The organism is Aeromonas sp. S11(2024) (genome assembly GCF_041402345.1).
Taxonomy (GTDB): Bacteria; Pseudomonadota; Gammaproteobacteria; order Enterobacterales; family Aeromonadaceae; genus Aeromonas; species Aeromonas veronii.
The window spans coordinates 87,859-107,351 of record NZ_JBGLRC010000007.1 but is presented as its reverse complement, the minus strand read 5'-3'; the positions used below and the strand labels follow the sequence as shown (position 1 = coordinate 107,351).

Sequence of the window (19,493 nt, the reverse complement as noted above, 5' to 3'; positions counted from 1 at the left end):
ACCCCCTTAATCCTTACGGAACATCTTCAGCATGCGCTGAGTGACGGTGAAGCCGCCGAAGATGTTGATACTGGCAATCAGCACGGCGATGAACGCCAATGCGGTGACCAGGGTCGACCCTTGCCCGATCTGCAGCAGGGCACCGACCACGATAATGCCGGAGATGGCATTGGTGACCGACATCAGCGGCGTATGCAGGGCGTGCGATACGTTCCACACCACGTAATAACCGACCACACAGGCCAGGATGAATACGGTGAAGTGGGAGAGGAAGGCTGCCGGGGCAACGGAGGCGATCCAGCCGAAGGCGGCGATGCCGAGAGCACCGAACACGAACTTCTTGTTGGAGGGCTTGGCCTCTTCTTTCTTGGCGGCCGGTTTGGCGGCGGCCGGTTTCTGCGGGGCAGCAGAGACGGAGATGGCGGGCGGCGGGAAGGTCACTTCACCGGCCTGGATCACCGTCATGTTGCGCTGAACCACGTCTTCGAAGTCGATGGCAACGTTGCCGTCCTTCTCCTTGCACATCAGCTTCATCAGGTTGACCAGGTTGGTACCGTAGAGCTGAGAGGATTGGGCAGGCAGACGACCCGGCAGATCGGTGTAACCGATCACCTTGACGCCGTTGTCGGTGACATGCAGATCACCCGGCACTGTGTATTCACAGTTACCGCCAGCCTGAGCGGCCATGTCCACGATGACGGAACCCGGCTTCATGCTGTCGACCATCTCTTTGGTGATCAGCTTGGGAGCCGGCTTGCCCGGGATCAGGGCGGTGGTGATGATGATGTCCACCTCTTTGGCCTGCTGGGCGAACAGCTCCATCTCGGCCTTGATGAACTCATCGGACATGACTTTGGCGTAACCATCGCTGGATGCACCGTCTTCGCCACCGAAGTCCAGCTTGAGGAATTCCCCACCCATGGATTCGATCTGCTCGGCCACTTCCAGACGGGTATCGAACGCACGCACGATGGCACCGAGGGAACCGGCAGTACCGATGGCAGCCAGACCGGCCACACCGGCACCGATCACCAGTACCTTGGCAGGCGGCACTTTACCGGCTGCGGTGATTTGACCGGTGAAGAAGCGACCGAACTGGTGCGCAGCTTCAACCACGGCGCGATAGCCACCGATGTTGGCCATGGAGGAGAGGGCATCGAGGGACTGGGCACGGGAGATCCGCGGCACCATATCCATCGCCATCACATTGATGTTGCGCTCGGACAGCTTCTTGACCAGCTCAGGGTTCTGGGCAGGCCAGATGAAGCTCACCAGAGTGGCGCCATCTTTAATTTGTGCGATCTCGGCATCGGTCGGCGCATTGACCTTGAAGATAAGGTCGGCTTGCCAGACATTCGGCACCACGCTGGCACCGGCAGCCTCGAAGGCGGCATCATCGAAGCTGGCCGACAGGCCTGCGCCGGTCTCGATGGCGACCTCGAAGCCGAGCTTTTTCAGCTGCTCGACGGTAGCCGGGGTCGCTGCGACCCGGGTCTCACCGGCGAGACTCTCTCTCGGTATTCCAATCTGCATGACTATTCCCTGATGGTTAATAAACAATCGCTGCCCAGTGTCTCACTTCTGACGAAACAAGACATGACCAAAGTGCAGGTCCAGGGCTCTTTGTTATGAAAATCAGTAGGCTTTACCTCAACCTCCTGTCATGGTCAGGCCCCCGCTTTTCAGGCGCGAAGGTGATTAGTATCAAATTTTGGAGTTTTATTACAACCGCAGTCCCGACGGCACTCGTACAGAATTCAGCCCATCCCTGGCTACGATTAAAAAAAACAAACCAAATTAGAGGCTTATACCAGTAAAAACGGCTGAAAAAAGTGATCCAACCAGTCAAAAAAAATGTTTTACCGGCCCTCTATCTTAGCGTTTTTTGTTCTTACGAAATCCGCTTTCGTCTCACTTCTCGCAGCGAAACGCCGAAAAGTAACATTTTCCCAACAAAAGCGGGGCCGCTCAGCCGCCAGATGGCGGGAGAGGGCCCCGGCAATTCAATCGTTTCGCCCGTTTGGCACCGATTGGCGGCCCTTACCAGGCCGCTTCATAAATATGCTGGCTCTGCACCAGATCGATGTCGCCGTGCTCGCCCAGACGGGTCATGCCGTGCTCACCCAGCTTGCCGATCAGGGTGTCGATACCCAGATCTTTCAGACCGTAGTCGCGCAGTCGGGTCTTGACCCCCATCCGCTCGAAGAAGTCGCGGGTCGCGGCGATGGCATCGTCGATGCGCTCCGCTTCGCTGCCGCTGTTCAGACCCCACACCCGCTCTGCGTATTGCAGCAGCTTGGCATGTTTCTGTTTGCGCTTGGCCTGCAGCAGGGCAGGCAGCACCACCGCCAGAGTCTGGGCGTGGTCGAGGCCGTGCAGGGCAGTCAGCTCGTGACCCAGCATGTGGGTGGCCCAGTCCTGTGGTACACCGGCACCGATCAGGCCGTTCAACGCCATGGTGGCGCTCCACATGATGTTGGCGCGTACCTCGTAGTTCTGCGGCTCGGCCAGCGCCTTGGGGCCCTCTTCGATCAGGGTCAGCAGCAAGCCTTCAGCGAAGCGATCCTGCACCTTGGCGTTGACCGGATAGGTGAGGTACTGCTCCACGATGTGGACGAAAGCATCCACCACCCCGTTCGCCACCTGACGCTCGGGCAGGGTGTAGGTGAGCACCGGATCCAGCACGGCGAAGCGCGGCATCACGAACGGCGAGAAGAAGTGCACCTTGTCGCCACTGCTGCGACGGGTGATGACGGCACCCATGTTCATTTCGGAACCGGTCGCCGGCAGGGTCAGCACGGAACCGAGCGGGATGGCGGAGCGCACTTCGCTGCCGACGGTTTCGAGAATGTGCCAGAGATCCTTGGCCGGATCGTAGTGCGCGGCAGCGGCGATAAACTTGGTGCCATCGAGCACGGAACCACCGCCAACGGCGAGCAGGAAGTCGACCCGCTCGGCACGGGCCAGCTCCACGGCCCCCATCAGGGTCTCGTAGGCCGGATTCGGCTCGATGCCGCCAAATTCAAACAGAGTCATGCCAGCCAGCTCGTTGCGGATCTGCTCCAACAAGCCGCTGCGTACCACGCTGCCGCCACCATAGGTGATCATGACGCGGGCGTCGCTCGGAAGCTGCTCGCGCAACTGGGCGATCTGCCCTTGGCCGAACAGGATTTTGGTCGGGGTATGGAGAGTAAAGTTGTTCATCGACATTGCCTTCTTCTGATAGTCAGGGCGGCCAGGCCGCGAAATCGTGATTGCATTTTTCTCCAGAACCACTCTACCATCAAGACAACATCCTGCTTTATTCTTGCCTATTTCTACAAAGCAGCGAAAACCGGAACTATCGAATCAAAGAGCGCCATGCAAAACCGTTACAGCGACCTCGCAACCAGATTGACCCGCCACGTCACCGCACCCGGCATCACCCCATCACCGGTGAAACAGGTCAACCTCATCTATACCACCGAGCACCATGGCCGCACCCCGGTGCTCTACCAACCGCGGATGATCGTAATCCTGCAGGGGCACAAGGTGGGTTATCTGGCGGATCAGGTGTTTCGCTACGACCCCAACCACTATCTGCTGATGACCCTGCCGCTCCCCTGCGAGTGCGAGTGCTTCGCCTCCCCCGAGCAGCCGCTTATCGGTTTTACCATCGAGATCGATCTGGTAACCCTGCAAGAGCTGCTGCTGGAGCTGGGCGATGCCCTGCCCGCCCCCGCACCACAAAAGAGCGGCGTCCACTCGGTCCCCCTGTCGGAAACCATGTTTTGCGCCGCCGAGCGACTGATCGAGCTGATGGACAACCCGCTGCACGCCAGGGTGCTGGGACCGCAGACGGTGCGGGAAATGCTGTTCCACGCTCTCACCGAAGGGGGCGGCCCGGCGCTGCAGGCGCTCGCCAATCGCCACAACCATGTGGGCCAGATCGCCCGGGTGCTGCGTATGATAGAGTCCCGTTATGCCGACAACCTCACCATGGAGGAGCTGGCGCGGGAGGTGAACATGAGCGTCTCCGCCTTTCACCACCACTTCAAGGCGGTCACCGCTACCTCGCCGCTGCAGTACATCAAGTCGTTTCGCCTGCACAAGGCGCGGATGATGATGCTGCACGACGGCATCAAGGCGGGCACCGCGGCGGCCAGAGTCGGTTACGAGAGCAACTCCCAGTTCAGTCGGGAGTACAAGCGCTTCTTCGGCAGCACGCCGACGGATCAGGCCTCCCGCTTCCGGGATGGCCAGCTGCGCATCATCGAGGGATAACAAGAGAGGGATTACTTATGCGTTCACTGCTTTGCCTGTTCACCGCTTTGCTGCTGACGGCCTGTACCGGGATTGCCGACGGCATTCGCCCCGTTACCGGCTTCCAGCTCGATCGTTATCTCGGTACCTGGTACGAAATCGCCCGCCTCGACCACAGCTTCGAGCGGGGGCTGGAGCAGGTGAGCGCCACCTACAGCCTGCGGGACGATGGTGGCGTCAAGGTGCTCAACCGCGGCAAGCAGAGCGATGGCAGCTGGCGCGAAGCCGAGGGCAAGGCCTACTTCATCGATAGTCCTGACGAGGCGCGGCTCAAGGTGAGCTTCTTCGGCCCCTTCTACGGCGGCTACAACGTCATCGACCTCGATCCCGATTACCAGCTCTCGCTGGTGACCAGCTACAACCACGACTATCTCTGGATCCTCTCCCGCTCACCCAACCCGCCCAAGGCAAAGGTGGATGCGCTGGTCGCCAAGGCGAAGTCGCTGGGCTTTGCCACCGACCAGCTTATCTGGGTCAAGCAGAACCCTTAAGCCAGTCGTGAAATGACAAAGGGCAGCCCGCGGGCTGCCCTTTTTCATGGAGAGTAGGCGGAGGATCAGAGCCGGAAGCGGCCGATCTCCTGCTCCAGCCGCTCGGTCAGCGACTTGAGTTCGGCCGCCTGCGCCGCCTCGTTGCCCGCCTGCTCGGCAAGCTCTTGCGAGACGTGGCGGATATTTTCGGTATTGCGGCTGATCTCACCGGTCACCGAAGTCTGCTCCTCGGCCGCCGCGGCGATCTGGGTCGCCATGTCGCTGATGGAGCCGATCGCCTCGTTGATCCGGGCAAGGCTCTGGTTGGCCGCTTCCGCATCCTCGACGCTGGTACCCGCCAGCTGACGGCTGGTCTCCATGCCACCCACGGCGCGGCGGGTGGTCTGCTGCAGGGTTTCGATCATCTGCTGGATCTCGTCGGTGGAGTCGTGGGTACGGCGTGACAGCACCCGCACCTCGTCCGCCACTACCGCAAAACCGCGGCCCTGCTCACCGGCCCGGGCCGCCTCGATGGCGGCGTTGAGCGCCAGCAGGTTGGTCTGCTCGGCGATGCCGCTGATGGTCGCCAGAATGCCGCTGATCTTCTGGGCATGGCTGTCCAGCTCGTTGATGATCTGGCTGGCATCGGCCACTTCGTCCGCCAGACCGGTAATGCTGCGCTGACTCTGGCCAACCTGGGATTGGCCGGCGACCGCCAGTGCGACCGCATCGGTGGCGGTGGTGGCGGCAAACTCGGCGTTGCCGGCGATCTCCTGGGTAGCGGAAGCCATCTCGGTCACCGCGGTCGCCACCATCACGATCTCATCCTGCTGCTGGCGTACCCGCTGACTGCGGGCCTGCGCCCCGGCCGCCTGGGCACGGGACTGTGCCGCCAGCTCGACGGTCACATCCCGCAACCGGCTGACGATGCCGTGCAGCCGCGCCACGAACTGGTTGAAGTTCTGGGCCAGCTGACCCACCTCGTCCTTGCTGTGAGTGTTGATGTGAACGGTGAGATCCCCCTCGCCGTGGGCAATGTCGTGCAGGGCGTGCGCGACCCGACCGAGATCGGCGAACAGGTATTTGAAGGTGGCGGTGAGCAGGGCGCTGAATACCAGCATCAGCACCAGGGTCAGCCCCACCAGCTCCCACAGCAGGCTGCTGAGCGGCGCTTCCAGCACATCGCGATACATCACCATGGCCAGCAGCCAGTCGGTGCCCGGCACCGGTTGTACCGCCAGCAGCACATCCCGCCCGTCGAGGGTGGCGGCGTGCAGCTCGCTGTTTTCGCGGCCCCACTGCTGGAAGGTGGCGGCCGAGAGTCCCGGCGCCAGCTCGGCGATGGGCTTGAGTGCCAGATCCTTCTGCGGATGGCCGACGATGAGGCCGCTGCTGTCGAGCAGCATGGCATAGCCTTCACCCTGCACCTTCATCGCCAGTACTTCGTCGATCAGCTTGTCGAGCGCCAGGTTGGCCCCCACGGCACCGACCAGCTCCCCCTGATGGCGCACCGGCTCGGAGAGAGTAACCACCAGCTTCTGCATGGTGACGCTGACATAGGGGGCGGTGACGATCAGCTGACCCGCCTTCACCGCATCCTGATACCAGGGGCGCTCGCGCGGGTCATAGTTGCCGGTGTTGAGGGAGGGATCCTGCCGGGTCATCACCCCCTGCGCGGAGCCAAAATAGGTGAGCCCGAAGCCGCCGGAGGTATAGGCCTGCTTCAGGTGCGGCACCAGCTCGGCTTGGGGGTTGTCGCTGATCAGGTTGACCAGCGCATGGACGGTGTTCTTGCGATCCGCCATCCAGTCGCCGATCGCCACCGAGTAAGCGTGACCATAGTTGACCGCCTCGCTCTGAATGGCGCTCATGGTGCGGGATTTGAGGGTGTGAAAGGCAACGATGCCGAGCAGTGATGCCATCAGCAGCACCACGCCAAGACTGGTGGCCAGCAGCTTGCCGCGCAGAGAGAGGGTCATGACGACGAATCCTTGTTGTTGTGTCAGGCAGGGAAAACCCTGATGTATCAAAGGCTATCGGCCGCAATATGAACAGACTTTAGTGAATCTGTATATTTTCCCATCTATCAACAACAGAACGCGCTATTCGTGTGAACCAGATCGCTATTCCATGCTACTGACTCTTGTAACAACAAAGCAGCAGGCCGCCCGAAGGCGGCCTGTCACTTACCCCTGATATGCACCGGCGGAGTAGGTCAGCTCATAGCTATGGCTGTAGATCTCGACGATATTGCCGAAGGGATCTTCCATGTAAACCATGCGGTAGGGTTTCTCGCCCGGGTAGTACTCGCGCACCGGCATCCGCTGCTTGCCGCCCGCCGCGACGATACGCGCCGCCAGCCCCTCGACATCCGGATCCTGCACGCTGAAGTGGAACACCCCGGTCTTCCAGAATTCGAAGTTGTTCTCACGGCGCTCGCTGTTGGGGAACTCGAACAGCTCGATACCGATCTTGTCGCCGGTGGAGAGATGAGCGATGCGGAAGGAGCCCCAGCCCGGGCCAAACACGTCGTTGCACATCACGCCGATGGCGGAGTCATCCTCGGTGATGGTGGTCGCCGGCATGATGAGATACCAGCCCATCACCTTGGTATAGAACTCGACTGCCTTGTCGAGGTCAGTCACCGTGATGCCGATGTGGGAGAAGTTGCGCGGGTAAGTCATAAGTCACCTTGAAATTGTGTGTGGGAAACAGGTGACATGATAGGAAGAGGCGCCATAATGAAAAATAAGGTCAAACTAATGGAAGTCATAAATTAAATTTATGGTTAATCCACTCTGGCTCCACACCCTGGTGGTGGTGCATGAAACCGGCAGCTTTACCCGTGCCGCCGAGCGGCTGGATCTCACCCAGGCCGCCGTCAGTCAGCATATCTCGCGTCTCGAGGCCGAATTCGGCCCCCTGCTGCTGCGCAAGCCCCGTCAGCTGGAGCTCACTCCGCGCGGGCTGGTGCTGCTCGACTTCGCCCGCCAGCAGGCACAGGCCGCCGAACAGCTGCGAGCGCGCCTCTCTGACGATGACCCTCACCGCGGCGCCATCACCCTCACCACCCCCGGCAGCATCGGTCTGCTGCTCTATCCCCTGCTGCTCGACCAGCAACAGGAGCACCCCGGACTCACCATCCAGCACCGTTTCGCCCCCACCCCCGACATAGTGCAGGCGGTACTGGCGGGGCGCAGCGATCTGGGACTGGTGGATCAACCGCCGGAGCACCCCAGCATCGCCGCCGAGCCCTTCGCCCGCGAACCCCTCTGTCTGGTGGTGCCCAACGACGGCGAGGAGCAGAGCTGGCAGCACCTCTGTCAGCTCGGCTTTATCGACCATCCGGATGGCCGCAGCATGGCACAACGCCTGTTGGGACGACGCTACCCCGGCCAGCGCGTTGACGAGATCCCGCTGCGCGGCTTTACCAACCAGATCGGCCTGATCCTGGAGCCGGTCGCCCGCGGCCTCGGCTTTACCGTGCTGCCCCGCTTCGCCGTCACCGCCTTTGCCCAGCAGGAGAAGATCCGGGTGATCCAGAGCAGCATTGAAGTGATCGACACCCTCTGGCTGATCTACCGCGCCGAGTGGCCGCTCCCCGCCCGCCACCAGCGGCTGGTCACCGTCCTGAAACAGCGGGTTGCTGCACATTGAACGCTCTTGCGGCAGACATCGAGATCAATGTGGCCACAGTCACCGAGGGCTAGCGGCAAGAAGGAGAAGAGAAAGGAGAGAGGGATAAATTGGCGAACGCCGGAAATGCGAAAGGCCAGCTCAATGAGCTGGCCTTTCTGAAAATGGCAGGGGCGGCAGGACTCGAACCCGCAACCATCGGTTTTGGAGACCGCTGTTCTACCAATTGGAACTACGCCCCTGCAACAAACGAGGCGTAGTATACAAAGTGGAGATCAAAGGTAAAGGCTTTTTTTACGCTTTCGATGCGATTGCACAAATCCCGAACAAGTCGCGGTTGTTTGTGCAGCAAAGCGGGATAACTTGCTGTATTTGCAGCCCTGCCGGGGTAGGAATGGGACATAAATGGGGGTAGGGTGAAATCAGGTACCGGGAGGCCACTTATGCTCAATTACCAACTGCTCCAACAACTGGCGCCCCTCAACTTCAGGGATGAACGCAAGACAGAGTCCCTGCCCGCCTATCTTGAACGGGTCGCGCCGCTGGTGCCCTTTATTCCTGAAAATGTGCTCTCCCAGTGGATTTACCGCCATTGGCGCGGTTTTGAGTCCAACTGGAGCTTTATCGATCTCGCCAGCCATCAGTTCACCTGTGAAAGCTGGCCCACCGCGCAATTGGTGGATCAGGTGGACTCCCGCCATATGGAGGTAATCGAGCGCTGGGGCGAGATGCTGCGCAGCAACCGCTATGTGCGTCGCTCCTGGCTCGGCGAGAAGATGCTGAGCGAAGGCACCTGGCCCGAACCTGTCATCGTGCTGGTGCCGGAAGAGGGTTCCAGCTACCCGAACGGTCATCCCCTGCCCCGCCCCTACTGCCTGCTGGAAGGACACCACAGACTCGGTTATTTGCGCGCCATGGTCCGCGATGGGGAATCGCTGCAAGAGACGCACAAGGTGTGGATTTGTCGTCATGTTTCCGCCACTTAAACGTTTTTCATGCTGAAATTGGCATCGGAAATAAAATTTTGACAATTAAAAAAGCGGCCCTATAATCTGTCCGGTTTTGAAAAAGGTCGGGACGAAACGATGCAGTTTTTGATTCAGAAAACAGCCTTGCAGACGGGTGGTGCGCACCAGAGCGGCCCCGTTGTTTCCGGTTCCCACCCCAAAGATCCCCAGTTATTTTTAAAAAAAGCCCCTGTTTCAGGGGCTTTTTTTTGTGCCCGAAAAACCTCCAATGATGTCAAAGGGAATGCAGACGATGACCAATCCACTCTATAAGAAACATGTCATCTCCATTTCGGACCTGACCCGGTCAGAAATGGAACTGGTAGTCTCAACCGCACAACGGTTGAAGGCTGAACCTGACACCAGCCTGTTGAAAGACAAGCTGGTTGCCAGCTGCTTCTTCGAAGCCTCCACCCGCACCCGCCTCTCGTTCGAGACCGCGGTACAGCGACTTGGCGGCAACATCATCGGCTTCGCCGACGGTGGCAACACCAGCGCCAAGAAGGGCGAGACGCTGGCTGACTCCATCAAGATCATCGGCTCCTACTCGGATGCGGTGGTGATGCGCCACCCGAAAGAGGGTGCGGCCCGTCTGGCCTCCGAGTTCTCCCGCGTGCCGGTCATCAACGGCGGCGACGGCTCCAACCAGCATCCGAGCCAGACCCTGCTCGACCTGTTCACCATCCATGAGACCCAGGGCCGTCTGGACAACCTCAACGTTGCCTTCGTCGGTGACCTGAAATATGGCCGCACCGTGCACTCGCTGGCCCAGGCCCTCAGCCTGTTCAACTGCCGCTTCTTCTTCATCTCCCCGGAAGCGCTGGCGATGCCGGACTACATCTGCGAAGAGCTGGAAGAGAAGGGCATCCAGTTCAGCGTCCACCAGACCATGGAAGAGGTGATGCCGGAGCTGGACATTCTCTACATGACCCGCGTCCAGAAAGAGCGCTTCGACGAGACCGAATACAAGCACATGGCCGCCAAGTTCATTCTGGAGCTGGCGACTCTGGAAGGGGCCAAGCCCACCATGAAGATCCTGCATCCCCTGCCCCGCGTCGACGAGATCGATGTGGCGGTCGACAAGACTCCCCACGCTTGCTACTTCCAGCAGGCGGAGAACGGGGTCTATGCACGCCAGGCGCTGCTGGCACTGGTACTGAACGAAACTGTCTGAGCTTAGGGGAATATCATGTCTGACAAGAACCAACTGCAAGTCGAAGCCATCCGTCACGGCTCCGTCATCGATCACATCCCCGCTGGCCAGGGCATCAAGATCCTCAAGCTGTTCCAGCTGGTTGAAACCCTGGAGCGGATCACCGTCGGCTTCAACCTGAAATCCGGCGCGCTGGGCAAGAAGGATCTCATCAAGATTGAGAACACCCGCCTGACCGAGCAACAGGCCAACCAGCTGGCGCTGTTCGCCCCGAAAGCGACCGTCAACATCATCGAAGACTTCAATGTGGTGAAGAAGCACCAGCTGGAGCTGCCGGAGTTCATCGCCGGGGTGTTCCACTGCCCCAACTCCAACTGCATCTCCCACAACGAGCCGGTAGACAGCTACTTCCGGGTGCGCGAAGTGAAAGGCGTGGTACGGATGAAGTGCAAATATTGCGAGAAGTCCTTCACTCAGGACATCGTCAGCGAGCGTTACTGATATCTGATTGGGCCCCGCTGGGCCCATTTTTGAACCCTGTCACATCACCGAATTTCCAGTCAGCTATAATTTGCCATCGCAAGATGGTAATGCCCGCTCATTCCCTGCATATAGATGGATTATCAGTGTTTTTGGCTGATAACTGACTGCTATGGCAGATATCGCGCGCTTACCTCCGGTCATCATCAAAGGAATTCGCCGTGGTCAAAACCCTCAGTCGTCCCGTTGCCCAAGAGCCCGATCTGGCCCAGCTGGATGCCTGTCGCCAGATCATCGGTCAGCACTGCTACAGCACCCAGGAAGAGATCCGCCGCGAACTGTCAGAGCGCGGCTTTGCTGACATCAGCCAGTCCACCATCTCCCGCCTGCTGCGCCGCCTCGGCGTTGCCAAGGCACAGAATGCCAACGGCAAGAAGGTCTACACCCTGGTCGACGAGCAGCTGGAGCCCGCCGGTAGCACCCGCTCGATCCACGACATGGTGCGCGAAGTGGTACACAACCAGCAGATGGTGCTGATCCACACCACTCCGGGAGCCGCCACCGTGGTGGCTCGCCTGCTGGATCGCAACGCCAATCCCGAAATCATGGGCGCCGTCGCGGGCAATGACGTGGTACTGGTCGCGCCACGCCATATCAGCCGCACCCGACAGGCCCATGCCGCCGTGGTGCGCACGCTGGCGCAGGCCCGCTAAGCCATTTCACCTAAATACATCGAGGCGACCCGTGGGTCGCCTTTTTGTTGCCTGCTACTTTGTATCCATCACTTCTTGCGCCCATAAAAAACGGGAGCCCGCAGGCTCCCGTTTCATCTTGCTTGTTATCCCTCAGGAGAGCACGGCGCCCAGACTCAGGCAGACCACGATCAGCACGGTCAGGATACCGAGCAACGGAGCCACCCACTTCAGCCAGCGCACATAAGGCACCTTGGCGATGGCCAGGCCGCCCATGACCACGGCGGAGGTCGGGGTCACCAGGTTCACCAGACCGGAGGCTGACTGGTAAGCAGTCACCACCAGATCGCGGCCCACGTTGGCGAAGTCGGCCAGCGGCGCCATGATCGGCATGGTCAGTACGGCCAGACCGGAGGAGGACGGCACCAGGAAGGAGAGCACCACTTCCAGCACGAACATCACGTTGATAAAGACGATAGTGGAGAGGCCGGTCACGATCCCTTCTGCACTGTGCAAAATGGTGTGAGTGATCATGCCGTTATCCATCACCACCACGATACCGCGGGCGATACCGATGATCAGCGCCACCCCCAGCAGGTCACGGGCACCGTCGATAAAGTTGGAGGTCAGCTCCTCCTCGCTCATGCGGGAGATAAGACCAACGATGATGGCGGCAGCCAGGAACACGCCGGAGATCTGCGCCATCCACCAGCCCAGCACGGCCACACCGTAGATCATCACGGCGAAGGCAGCGACGAAGATACCCAGCACGATTTTACGGGTCAGGGTGAACTCCAGCATCTGGTCACTCTTGTTGCCAAGGAAGTGGGCACGGTTCTCTTCCCACTTGTCAGCCACCAGAGATTTGCTCGGATCGCTGCGCACCATCTTGGCGTAACGCATGACGTAGGCAACGCAGAGCAGCCAACCGGCGACCAGCATGGCGACGCGCAGCCAGATACCGTCGGTGAAGGAGATACCGGCCGCGTTGGCCGCAATAACGGTCGCAAACGGGTTGATGGTGGAACCGAGAGTACCGATACCGGCACCCAGCAATACGGTTGCAGCAGCCACCACAGGGTCGAAGCGTGCGGCCATCATCACTGGCACCAGCAAGGTGTAGAACGGCAGCGACTCTTCGGCCATGCCGTAGATGGTGCCGCCTGCGGCGAACAGCGCCATCAGGATCGGGATCATCCACTCTTCACGGCCACGCAGACGGTCGGTCACACGTTCGATACCGGCATCGATGGCACCTGTCTTGGTCACTATGCCAAGAAAACCACCGATGATCAGGATAAAGAGGGAGACGTCGATGGCGCCTGCCTCATAGGTGTCGTGGTTATAGAGGCCATCGATAGGTGCCAGCAGCACGTCGACGATCCCCTGGGGATTCCCCTCCACCAGTTTGTAGGTACCCGCCACCGGCACTTCTTTGCCGAGGGCTTCGTTCATGGTCATCTCATATTTGCCGGCCGGCACTATCCAGCTCAGGGCGGCCACCAGGGCGATCAGCACAAACAGTATCGTGTAGGCTGACGGGAACTTGAATTTGGTCATGGTCCAGCTTCCTTCTGTGGGTGTGGTATCCATGCAGGCTGCGGGTTGTAGGGTTAGAGGTATTATGCCGCTGTCACATGGTCGAAAAGCCGGGGGTCGCCCCCCGGCACCACTACTGCGACCTTAGTCGCCCAGCGTAGCAACCATCACTGCCTTGATGGTGTGCATCCGGTTTTCGGCCTCGTCGAACACGATGCTGTGCTCGGATTCGAACACGTCCTCGGTCACTTCCAGGCCTTTCATGCCATATTTGTCAGCCACTTCCTTGCCCATGGTGGTCTCGTCGTTGTGGAACGCCGGCAGGCAGTGCATGAACTTCACATCCGGGTTCTTGGTGGCGTTGATGACATCCATGTTGACCTGATACGGGGTCATCAGTTTGACGCGCTGATCCCATGCTTCTTTCGCTTCACCCATGGATACCCAGACGTCGGTGTAGAGGAAGTCCGCACCCAGCACACCCTCTTTCACATCTTCGGTCAGGGTGATGCGTGCGCCGGTCTCTTCGGCGATCAGGCGGCACTTGGCAACCAGCTCCTCTTCCGGCCAGAAGGCTTTCGGCGCGACCAGACGGATGTCCATGCCCATTTTGGCGGCGCCGACCATCAGGGAGTTACCCATGTTGTTGCGGGCATCACCCAGGTAGGCGAACTTGATTTGATCCAGACGCTTGCCCTTGCCGTGCTCCAGCATGGTCATGAAGTCGGCCAGGATCTGGGTCGGGTGGAATTCGTTGGTCAGGCCGTTCCAGACCGGGACTCCGGCGTAGGCGCCCAGCTCTTCCACGATCTCCTGACCGTAGCCGCGGTATTCGATACCGTCATACATGCGACCCAGTACCCGGGCGGTGTCCTTCATGGACTCCTTGTGACCGATTTGGGAACCGCTTGGGCCAAGGTAGGAGACCTGAGCGCCCTGGTCGAAGGCCGCCACTTCAAATGCACAACGGGTACGGGTGGAGGTCTTCTCGAAAATCAGGGCGATGTTCTTGCCGACCAGATGCTTGCGCTCGTAGCCACCGTATTTGGCTTTCTTCAGGTCAATGGCCAGGTCGATCATGTATTGGATTTCGCGCGGGGTGAAGTCCAGCAGTTTCAGGAAGTTACGGTTACGCAGATTAAAAGCCATGATGAGTTCTCTCTATATATGTTTCAGACCAGTTCGGGCAGTAGTGTTGACTACGCATTCTCAGTACAGATATCGGTAATTACGCATGTACGGTGCGGGTGGCGACGATATTGGTGCCGGCTTCACCCTTGAGGATGGCGAGGCCATCTTCCAGCGAGCCGATGCCAACCATGCCGCCGGTCGCTTTGACAAATTCACAGGAGGCTTCGACTTTCGGTCCCATGGAACCTGCATCGAACTTGACCCCGGCCAGCTCGTCCGGGCTGGTGACTCGCAGCGGACGCTGGGTCGGTTTGCCCCAATCCAGATAGACGGCATCAGCATCGGTCAGGATCAGCAGGGCGTCGGCCTTGATCTGCTTGGCCAGATAGGCGGCAGACATGTCCTTGTCGATCACCGCTTCGATACCAGTCAGGCTCTGGCCATCCCAAGTCACAGGGATGCCGCCACCACCGGTACAGATGATGAGGTGGCCCTGGGCAATCAGGGTTTCGATGGCGTCGCCTTCGACGATGCGCTGGGGCAGCGGGGATGGCACTACGCGGCGGAAGAACTTGCCGTCAGCCTTGACCACCCAGTGCTTCTCTTCTGCCAGGGTGCGGGCTTCAGCCTCTTCGTAGACGGGGCCGATAAATTTGGTCGGGTTGGCGAATGCCGGATCCTTGGGATCGACCTGCACCTGAGTCAGCAGCGCGGTGACGTTGCGGCTCGGCATCAGGTTTTTCAGCTCCTGGATCAGCATGTAGCCGATCATGCCCTGGGACTCGGCACCCAGCACATCCAGCGGATAGGGGGATACCTTGGTGTAGGCGCTGTTCTGCAGGGCCAGCAGGCCGACTTGCGGGCCGTTGCCATGCACCAGCACCACGTTGTACTCCTGAGCGATCAGGGCGATGGTCTTGGCGGCAGTTGCAATATTCTTGCGCTGGATATCCGCTTCCAGTGGCTCACCACGACGGAGCAGAGCATTGCCACCCAGAGCGACGACGACAGTTGGTTTTTTCATAGTGGTTAATCTCGAGTTTGGTTCTGTGTGGCGCCAGCTTCTGCCGGCGCCACGCCGTCTCATCAGATGCTGTCGCGTTCCATCGGGCAGCTCATGCAGCGGGCTCCGCCGCGGCCACGGCCCAGTTCATCACCCGGGATGGAGAGAACTGTGATGCCGGCCTTGTCGTATTTCTCGTTGGTGTAGGTATTGCGCTCGTAACCCACCACCACGCCGGGACGTACGGTCAGTACGTTGTTGGCGTCGTTCCACTGCTCACGTTCGGCTTCGAAGCTGTCACCGCCAGTGGTGATGATCTTCAGCTGATCCACGCCCAGTGCTTTCTCGATAGCGGTGACGAAGTAACCCTCTTCCTTGATGTTCATGCCGGTCGCGCCGCCCGGAGTCAGGCTCCAGCACTGCACGTCCTTGCGGATCACTTCCGGATAGACGGAGAAGGTGTCGATATCCATGTGGGTCATGACGGTATCCAGGTGCATGCAGCTGCGGTGTTTCGGCAGCTCCATGGCGATGACCTGTTTAGCCTGACCGTGTTTGAACAGGCTGCGAGCCAGGTGCTCGACACCTTGCGGGGTGGTGCGCTCGGACATGCCGATCAGCACGGCACCGCGGCCGATAACCAGTACGTCGCCACCTTCGATAGTGGAGTTGTCGTAGTCACGCTCCTCGTCACCGAAGTACTTGATGAAGTCCTGGCCGGCAAACATCGGGTGCCAGCGGTAGATGGCCTTCACATGGTTGGTTTCGCGGCGACGAGCCGGCTTGGCCATCGGGTTGATGGAGACGCCGCCATAAACCCAGCAGGAGGTGTCACGGGTAAAGAGGTGGTTGGGCAGCGGCTCAATGATGAAATCGGTCGGAGCGTGCATGCCCACTACCATGTTGACACCGCTGTAGGGCATCTCGGAGTAAGTCAGGCCGCCGGAGAGAATGCGGGCCAGTTCGCGGTGCGGCATGTCAGCCAGGAAGCAGCGCACGTCGTTGGCAAAAGAAGAGCCGAGGCGATAGTCGGAGACCTGATGTTGCAACAGCCAGGTTTTGGCTTCCGGCACATCCAGGGTTTCGGCCAGCAGATTGGTCAGCAGGAAAACTTCGACATTCTGATCGCGCAGTACCTGAGCGAATTTGTCGTGCTCCTGACCGGCGCGTTCAACAGACAGGACGTCATCGAACAGCAGATCCTGGCAGTTGGAAGGAGTCAGACGCTTCAGACTGAGGTTGGGGCGGTGCAACATGACACGGCGCAATTGGCCAACTTCAGAACCTACATAAAATTTGCTCATGATTATATTCCGTCTAGCAGTGGTCCCTGCGAGTGATTGAATAGATTCCTTCTATTCATGCTCGTGGCTAAGGCGGGATATTCTTTATGTAGGGTAATCGGCTTATGTTCTATCCTGCCCTTGCCTTTCGAGACCGAGGTTAGCCCTGCGAATCACGACAAACTTAGACATTGATCACATTCACTCAGAACTGAATATATTCACCGTCCAATCTATGACCCCGGTAGCAAATTGCGCATTTTCCACACAAAGCTCACCGAATAACCATGCAAAACCACCCCGCTATATTTCAGGTTGATTCATTTTTTATTCATGCCAGTTCACTGGGACGATTAAATGCAAATAACAAAAACCGTTAAAAATCATTACAATAAGAAAGATCACAAATATAATTTGAATATTACTCCCTAGGTATTGAATACATCGCCGTGACGGGAGGAATGCGGGAGAAATAAATACTCACATCGACCACATTCACTGCATAAATCTTTTCTTGTTCCAGATCATGGCATTGATGCCAACCCCATCAGGCCAGGCCTCATCAGTCACCACCTCTTTGTGCGGTTCAACTTAATATGCACAAAGTCCGCATCAAGGTGGGCAGCCATCCTCGTCGGTCACCACAACGCCTTTTGATACTTTTTTCATTAATTGAATTTATTCGTCTCACCTTGCACTGGCGCCAACCTCGACTTAACTCAGAAAGTGATCCAGATCACACAGGAATGGCACTACCAAGGAGTTGTTATGAAGATGAAACCCATGCTGTTGCTCGCGACTTTGCTGCTCTCTGCGCTCCCCACCCTCAGCCAGGCTGAAGGAGCCCCTGCCATGCCCATGGTGGTATGCCATGTCGACAAGGCCCCCCAGATGTTGGTACCTGACTATGTCTGCCGCTGGCAGGGAGGCAGCGTTCATTACTAGTCGAAACAACGAGAGGAGCATCACTCCTCTCGCCTTGTGATGAGGCAGGCCCCTCCTATACTGAAATCAGCGGTTTTCTCATGGATAGGGGAACGTCATGATCTTGTTGGTCGGTGGAGAGAAGGGGGGGAGTGGCAAGAGCTGCCTGGCACAAAATCTGGCGGTCTACCTCAGATCCCAATTTCAGGGGGAGGTGTTACTGGTCGACTGCGACCCGCAGCGCACCACCTCTGACTGGATTCAGGAGCGCAATGACAACCCGGAGCTGCCACAAATCAACTGCGTACAGCTCTATGGCAATATTCGCAACGACCTGCTCAGCCTGAAAAACCGCTACGACTACGTCATCGTCGATTGCGGCGGGCAAGACAACCGGGCGCTGCGCTCCACCATGGCTGTCGCCACCCACGCCCTTATCCCCTTGCGCCCGAAACGCCGCGACCTCAAGACCCTGCCCCACATGGAAGATCTCATCACCACCTGCAAGATGGTCAACCCGACCCTCAATGCAGCCGTAGTGCTGACCCAGTGCCCCGCCCTGCCCAATCAGGTAAAACGCATTCTCGAAGCGAAAGAGGTTTGCTCCTCGTTCGGTGTCGACGTCCTGAACGCCATCACCTATGGCCGCAACGTCTATGACGACAGCGAAGAGAAGGGACTGTCGGTGATGGAGATCGAGCCGGATGGCAAATCCGCCGAAGAGATCCGGGCCATCGCCAAAGAGTTCCTGCAAGTGGGGGTGTGAAATGGGTCTGGCCGATCTGAAGAAAAAGCACCAGTTGCATCACCAGAAGAAGTTCACCGTCGACGAATTTATCGAAGATGCGGAGTTCTACGCCAAGGGCAAACCCAAGGTGGTCAGCCTCGAACTGGGCCTGCACCGTGACGAGGCGTTGTCGGCGCTGGCCTTTATCGAGAGTGGCGAGCACCTGAAACCCAGCTACAAAAAAGCCACCTTCTCCATGAGCACGGTGGCCATCGACGAGCTGGGTAACCTGACCCAGCAAGACGGCATGAACAAGTCCCTGTTGCTGCGCCTTTTTACCCACTACTTCTCTTCGCTCACCCCGGAAGAGCGCCAGACCATCTATGAGCGGCTCAACCAGCGCTCATAATTTCTCCATTCAACCGCTCTTTGTGTGCCTCGCCAACTCACCCCGAATGACCATCATCAGACTGCAACATCTGTTTCTGAAGCAACCAAAACGCGCTGTAAGAGATCTGCCATTCCATATGTAAGCCAACAGCCGAAAAGATCCCCGAAATAATCGGAAGATAAGATCTTAAAATATGAAGACGATTAACTTAACAAGCTGTTTATAAATGAAAAAATTGAAACTCATCACTTTCGAAATAGCTAATAACAAAAACGTTTTCCAATCTGGCGTTGTAGCCGGTTAGAAAATCCTTATAGTTACTCATGCACGGACGCAATTAAGTCGGTCAGGAAGACGGGCTGCCAGGGTTGGGCAAATGGACTCACCACAGGATGTGGTAAAGGACACCTCCCAGGACGGAGAAAGTGCGACGGGACAGGATGACTCGTCAGGCCAAGATGGCTAAAGGACACCCCAAAGGATTGGGAAGGGGAAACCTAAAGGAAGAGGTAAACAGTCAGGGATTGCAGGGAGCAACTTCGTTCAAGGATCTGAGCGATACGACTACCGGGGGCGACGCAAGTCGCCCCCATCTTTTTATCTGCATTTCACCGTCCCCTTGCTTGGCTCTCAATTGCTTGCCTCAGCGCAGAGACTTCTTACCAGAACCTTCCCGACCCGCTGCTTAAGCAAAAATACATATGAAAGGGGCGCCACGATGGCGCCCTTTTCTGTTTTCTAATCGGCAAACAAGC

General features: G+C 58.5%; 19 protein-coding genes and 1 tRNA gene. 11 read left to right on the top strand and 9 right to left on the bottom strand.

What is annotated here, in order from left to right:
• Window positions 1-6 precede the first annotated feature (6 nt).
• Window positions 7-1,533 carry a Re/Si-specific NAD(P)(+) transhydrogenase subunit alpha gene (pntA, locus tag ACB040_RS08570; protein WP_371154366.1) on the bottom strand — a complete coding sequence of 509 codons (1,527 nt, stop codon included), beginning with the start codon at window positions 1,531-1,533 and terminating at the stop codon, window positions 7-9.
• A 507-nt stretch (window positions 1,534-2,040) separates the two neighbouring features.
• Entirely contained in the window at window positions 2,041-3,204 is a 1,164-nt protein-coding gene (gene yqhD, locus ACB040_RS08565; RefSeq protein WP_371154364.1) for an alcohol dehydrogenase, read from the bottom strand.
• 156 nt (window positions 3,205-3,360) lie between these two features.
• Between yqhD and ACB040_RS08560 the strand changes: the two genes are divergently transcribed.
• Together ACB040_RS08560 and ACB040_RS08555 are read left to right on the top strand one after the other, a co-directional pair.
• A complete protein-coding gene (locus ACB040_RS08560) occupies window positions 3,361-4,263 on the top strand; it encodes an AraC family transcriptional regulator (protein ID WP_005339751.1) in 903 nt (300 codons plus the stop codon).
• Window positions 4,264-4,280: 17 nt separating this feature from the next.
• Window positions 4,281-4,793, top strand: a complete 513-nt coding sequence (locus tag ACB040_RS08555) for a lipocalin family protein (RefSeq protein ID WP_247823792.1) — start codon at window positions 4,281-4,283, stop codon at window positions 4,791-4,793.
• 65 nt (window positions 4,794-4,858) lie between these two features.
• On the opposite strand, the gene ACB040_RS08550 is transcribed toward ACB040_RS08555, so the two are convergent.
• Entirely contained in the window at window positions 4,859-6,751 is a 1,893-nt protein-coding gene (locus tag ACB040_RS08550; RefSeq protein WP_371154361.1) for a methyl-accepting chemotaxis protein, read from the bottom strand.
• 207 nt (window positions 6,752-6,958) lie between these two features.
• Entirely contained in the window at window positions 6,959-7,456 is a 498-nt protein-coding gene (locus tag ACB040_RS08545) for a lactoylglutathione lyase family protein (RefSeq protein WP_005339743.1), read from the bottom strand.
• A 100-nt stretch (window positions 7,457-7,556) separates the two neighbouring features.
• Between ACB040_RS08545 and ACB040_RS08540 the strand changes: the two genes are divergently transcribed.
• Window positions 7,557-8,429 (top strand): LysR family transcriptional regulator, encoded by an 873-nt coding sequence (locus ACB040_RS08540; protein WP_371154359.1) that lies wholly within the window; start codon window positions 7,557-7,559, stop codon window positions 8,427-8,429.
• A gap of 144 nt (window positions 8,430-8,573) precedes the next feature.
• Here ACB040_RS08540 and ACB040_RS08535 read toward each other — a convergent pair.
• A tRNA-Trp gene (locus tag ACB040_RS08535) sits at window positions 8,574-8,650 on the bottom strand.
• A gap of 201 nt (window positions 8,651-8,851) precedes the next feature.
• On the opposite strand from ACB040_RS08535, the gene ACB040_RS08530 reads away from it, so the two are divergent.
• The 5 genes from ACB040_RS08530 (at window position 8,852) to ACB040_RS08510 (ending at window position 11,761) form a co-directional block, all read left to right on the top strand.
• Window positions 8,852-9,394 carry a hypothetical protein gene (locus tag ACB040_RS08530; RefSeq protein WP_371154357.1) on the top strand — a complete coding sequence of 181 codons (543 nt, stop codon included), beginning with the start codon at window positions 8,852-8,854 and terminating at the stop codon, window positions 9,392-9,394.
• Window positions 9,395-9,493: 99 nt separating this feature from the next.
• A complete protein-coding gene (locus tag ACB040_RS08525; protein WP_133249581.1) occupies window positions 9,494-9,688 on the top strand; it encodes a hypothetical protein in 195 nt (64 codons plus the stop codon).
• Window positions 9,669-10,589, top strand: coding sequence for an aspartate carbamoyltransferase (gene pyrB, locus ACB040_RS08520; RefSeq protein WP_005339735.1), 921 nt, complete (start codon window positions 9,669-9,671; stop codon window positions 10,587-10,589). The genes ACB040_RS08525 and pyrB overlap by 20 nt, the downstream gene beginning before the upstream one ends.
• Before the next feature lie 15 nt (window positions 10,590-10,604).
• A complete protein-coding gene (pyrI, locus tag ACB040_RS08515; RefSeq protein ID WP_236397810.1) occupies window positions 10,605-11,069 on the top strand; it encodes an aspartate carbamoyltransferase regulatory subunit in 465 nt (154 codons plus the stop codon).
• A gap of 200 nt (window positions 11,070-11,269) precedes the next feature.
• The gene (locus ACB040_RS08510) at window positions 11,270-11,761 is read left to right on the top strand and encodes an arginine repressor (protein ID WP_005339728.1); all 492 of its coding nucleotides are present in this window, start codon (window positions 11,270-11,272) and stop codon (window positions 11,759-11,761) included.
• Between the two features lie 132 nt (window positions 11,762-11,893).
• Here ACB040_RS08510 and ACB040_RS08505 read toward each other — a convergent pair whose 3' ends face one another.
• The 4 genes from ACB040_RS08505 to arcA form a co-directional block, all read right to left on the bottom strand.
• Window positions 11,894-13,300 (bottom strand): YfcC family protein, encoded by a 1,407-nt coding sequence (locus ACB040_RS08505; protein ID WP_005339725.1) that lies wholly within the window; start codon window positions 13,298-13,300, stop codon window positions 11,894-11,896.
• Between the two features lie 123 nt (window positions 13,301-13,423).
• Window positions 13,424-14,428, bottom strand: a complete 1,005-nt coding sequence (gene argF, locus ACB040_RS08500; RefSeq protein WP_005339721.1) for an ornithine carbamoyltransferase — start codon at window positions 14,426-14,428, stop codon at window positions 13,424-13,426.
• Window positions 14,429-14,507: 79 nt separating this feature from the next.
• Window positions 14,508-15,434 carry a carbamate kinase gene (gene arcC, locus ACB040_RS08495; RefSeq protein ID WP_005339719.1) on the bottom strand — a complete coding sequence of 309 codons (927 nt, stop codon included), beginning with the start codon at window positions 15,432-15,434 and terminating at the stop codon, window positions 14,508-14,510.
• Window positions 15,435-15,496: 62 nt separating this feature from the next.
• Window positions 15,497-16,717: an arginine deiminase gene (arcA, locus tag ACB040_RS08490; RefSeq protein ID WP_005339718.1), complete on the bottom strand. Its 1,221-nt coding sequence runs from the start codon at window positions 16,715-16,717 to the stop codon at window positions 15,497-15,499.
• Window positions 16,718-17,464: 747 nt separating this feature from the next.
• Here arcA and ACB040_RS08485 point away from each other — a divergent pair.
• From ACB040_RS08485 to ACB040_RS08475, 3 genes are all read left to right on the top strand, one after another.
• Window positions 17,465-17,641: a hypothetical protein gene (locus ACB040_RS08485; protein WP_005339717.1), complete on the top strand. Its 177-nt coding sequence runs from the start codon at window positions 17,465-17,467 to the stop codon at window positions 17,639-17,641.
• Window positions 17,642-17,738: 97 nt separating this feature from the next.
• Window positions 17,739-18,386: an AAA family ATPase gene (locus ACB040_RS08480; protein ID WP_005339716.1), complete on the top strand. Its 648-nt coding sequence runs from the start codon at window positions 17,739-17,741 to the stop codon at window positions 18,384-18,386.
• A 1-nt stretch (window position 18,387) separates the two neighbouring features.
• A complete protein-coding gene (locus ACB040_RS08475) occupies window positions 18,388-18,756 on the top strand; it encodes a hypothetical protein (RefSeq protein WP_005339715.1) in 369 nt (122 codons plus the stop codon).
• Window positions 18,757-19,493: the final 737 nt, after the last annotated feature.

What these genes read in the sequence shown, in the direction of transcription:
- yqhD (WP_371154364.1), bottom strand. Translation starts at nt 3,204, where the DNA reads ATGAACAACTTTACTCTCCATACCCCGACCAAAATCCTGTTCGGCCAA.
- arcC (WP_005339719.1), bottom strand. Translation starts at nt 15,434, where the DNA reads ATGAAAAAACCAACTGTCGTCGTCGCTCTGGGTGGCAATGCTCTGCTC.
- arcA (WP_005339718.1), bottom strand. Translation starts at nt 16,717, where the DNA reads ATGAGCAAATTTTATGTAGGTTCTGAAGTTGGCCAATTGCGCCGTGTC.
- pyrB (WP_005339735.1), top strand. Translation starts at nt 9,669, where the DNA reads ATGACCAATCCACTCTATAAGAAACATGTCATCTCCATTTCGGACCTG.
- ACB040_RS08530 (WP_371154357.1), top strand. Translation starts at nt 8,852, where the DNA reads ATGCTCAATTACCAACTGCTCCAACAACTGGCGCCCCTCAACTTCAGG.
- ACB040_RS08540 (WP_371154359.1), top strand. Translation starts at nt 7,557, where the DNA reads ATGGTTAATCCACTCTGGCTCCACACCCTGGTGGTGGTGCATGAAACC.
- ACB040_RS08485 (WP_005339717.1), top strand. Translation starts at nt 17,465, where the DNA reads ATGAAGATGAAACCCATGCTGTTGCTCGCGACTTTGCTGCTCTCTGCG.
- ACB040_RS08475 (WP_005339715.1), top strand. Translation starts at nt 18,388, where the DNA reads ATGGGTCTGGCCGATCTGAAGAAAAAGCACCAGTTGCATCACCAGAAG.
- ACB040_RS08550 (WP_371154361.1), bottom strand. Translation starts at nt 6,751, where the DNA reads ATGACCCTCTCTCTGCGCGGCAAGCTGCTGGCCACCAGTCTTGGCGTG.
- ACB040_RS08505 (WP_005339725.1), bottom strand. Translation starts at nt 13,300, where the DNA reads ATGACCAAATTCAAGTTCCCGTCAGCCTACACGATACTGTTTGTGCTG.
- pyrI (WP_236397810.1), top strand. Translation starts at nt 10,605, where the DNA reads ATGTCTGACAAGAACCAACTGCAAGTCGAAGCCATCCGTCACGGCTCC.
- ACB040_RS08555 (WP_247823792.1), top strand. Translation starts at nt 4,281, where the DNA reads ATGCGTTCACTGCTTTGCCTGTTCACCGCTTTGCTGCTGACGGCCTGT.
- ACB040_RS08525 (WP_133249581.1), top strand. Translation starts at nt 9,494, where the DNA reads ATGCAGTTTTTGATTCAGAAAACAGCCTTGCAGACGGGTGGTGCGCAC.
- ACB040_RS08560 (WP_005339751.1), top strand. Translation starts at nt 3,361, where the DNA reads ATGCAAAACCGTTACAGCGACCTCGCAACCAGATTGACCCGCCACGTC.
- argF (WP_005339721.1), bottom strand. Translation starts at nt 14,428, where the DNA reads ATGGCTTTTAATCTGCGTAACCGTAACTTCCTGAAACTGCTGGACTTC.
- ACB040_RS08545 (WP_005339743.1), bottom strand. Translation starts at nt 7,456, where the DNA reads ATGACTTACCCGCGCAACTTCTCCCACATCGGCATCACGGTGACTGAC.
- pntA (WP_371154366.1), bottom strand. Translation starts at nt 1,533, where the DNA reads ATGCAGATTGGAATACCGAGAGAGAGTCTCGCCGGTGAGACCCGGGTC.
- ACB040_RS08480 (WP_005339716.1), top strand. Translation starts at nt 17,739, where the DNA reads ATGATCTTGTTGGTCGGTGGAGAGAAGGGGGGGAGTGGCAAGAGCTGC.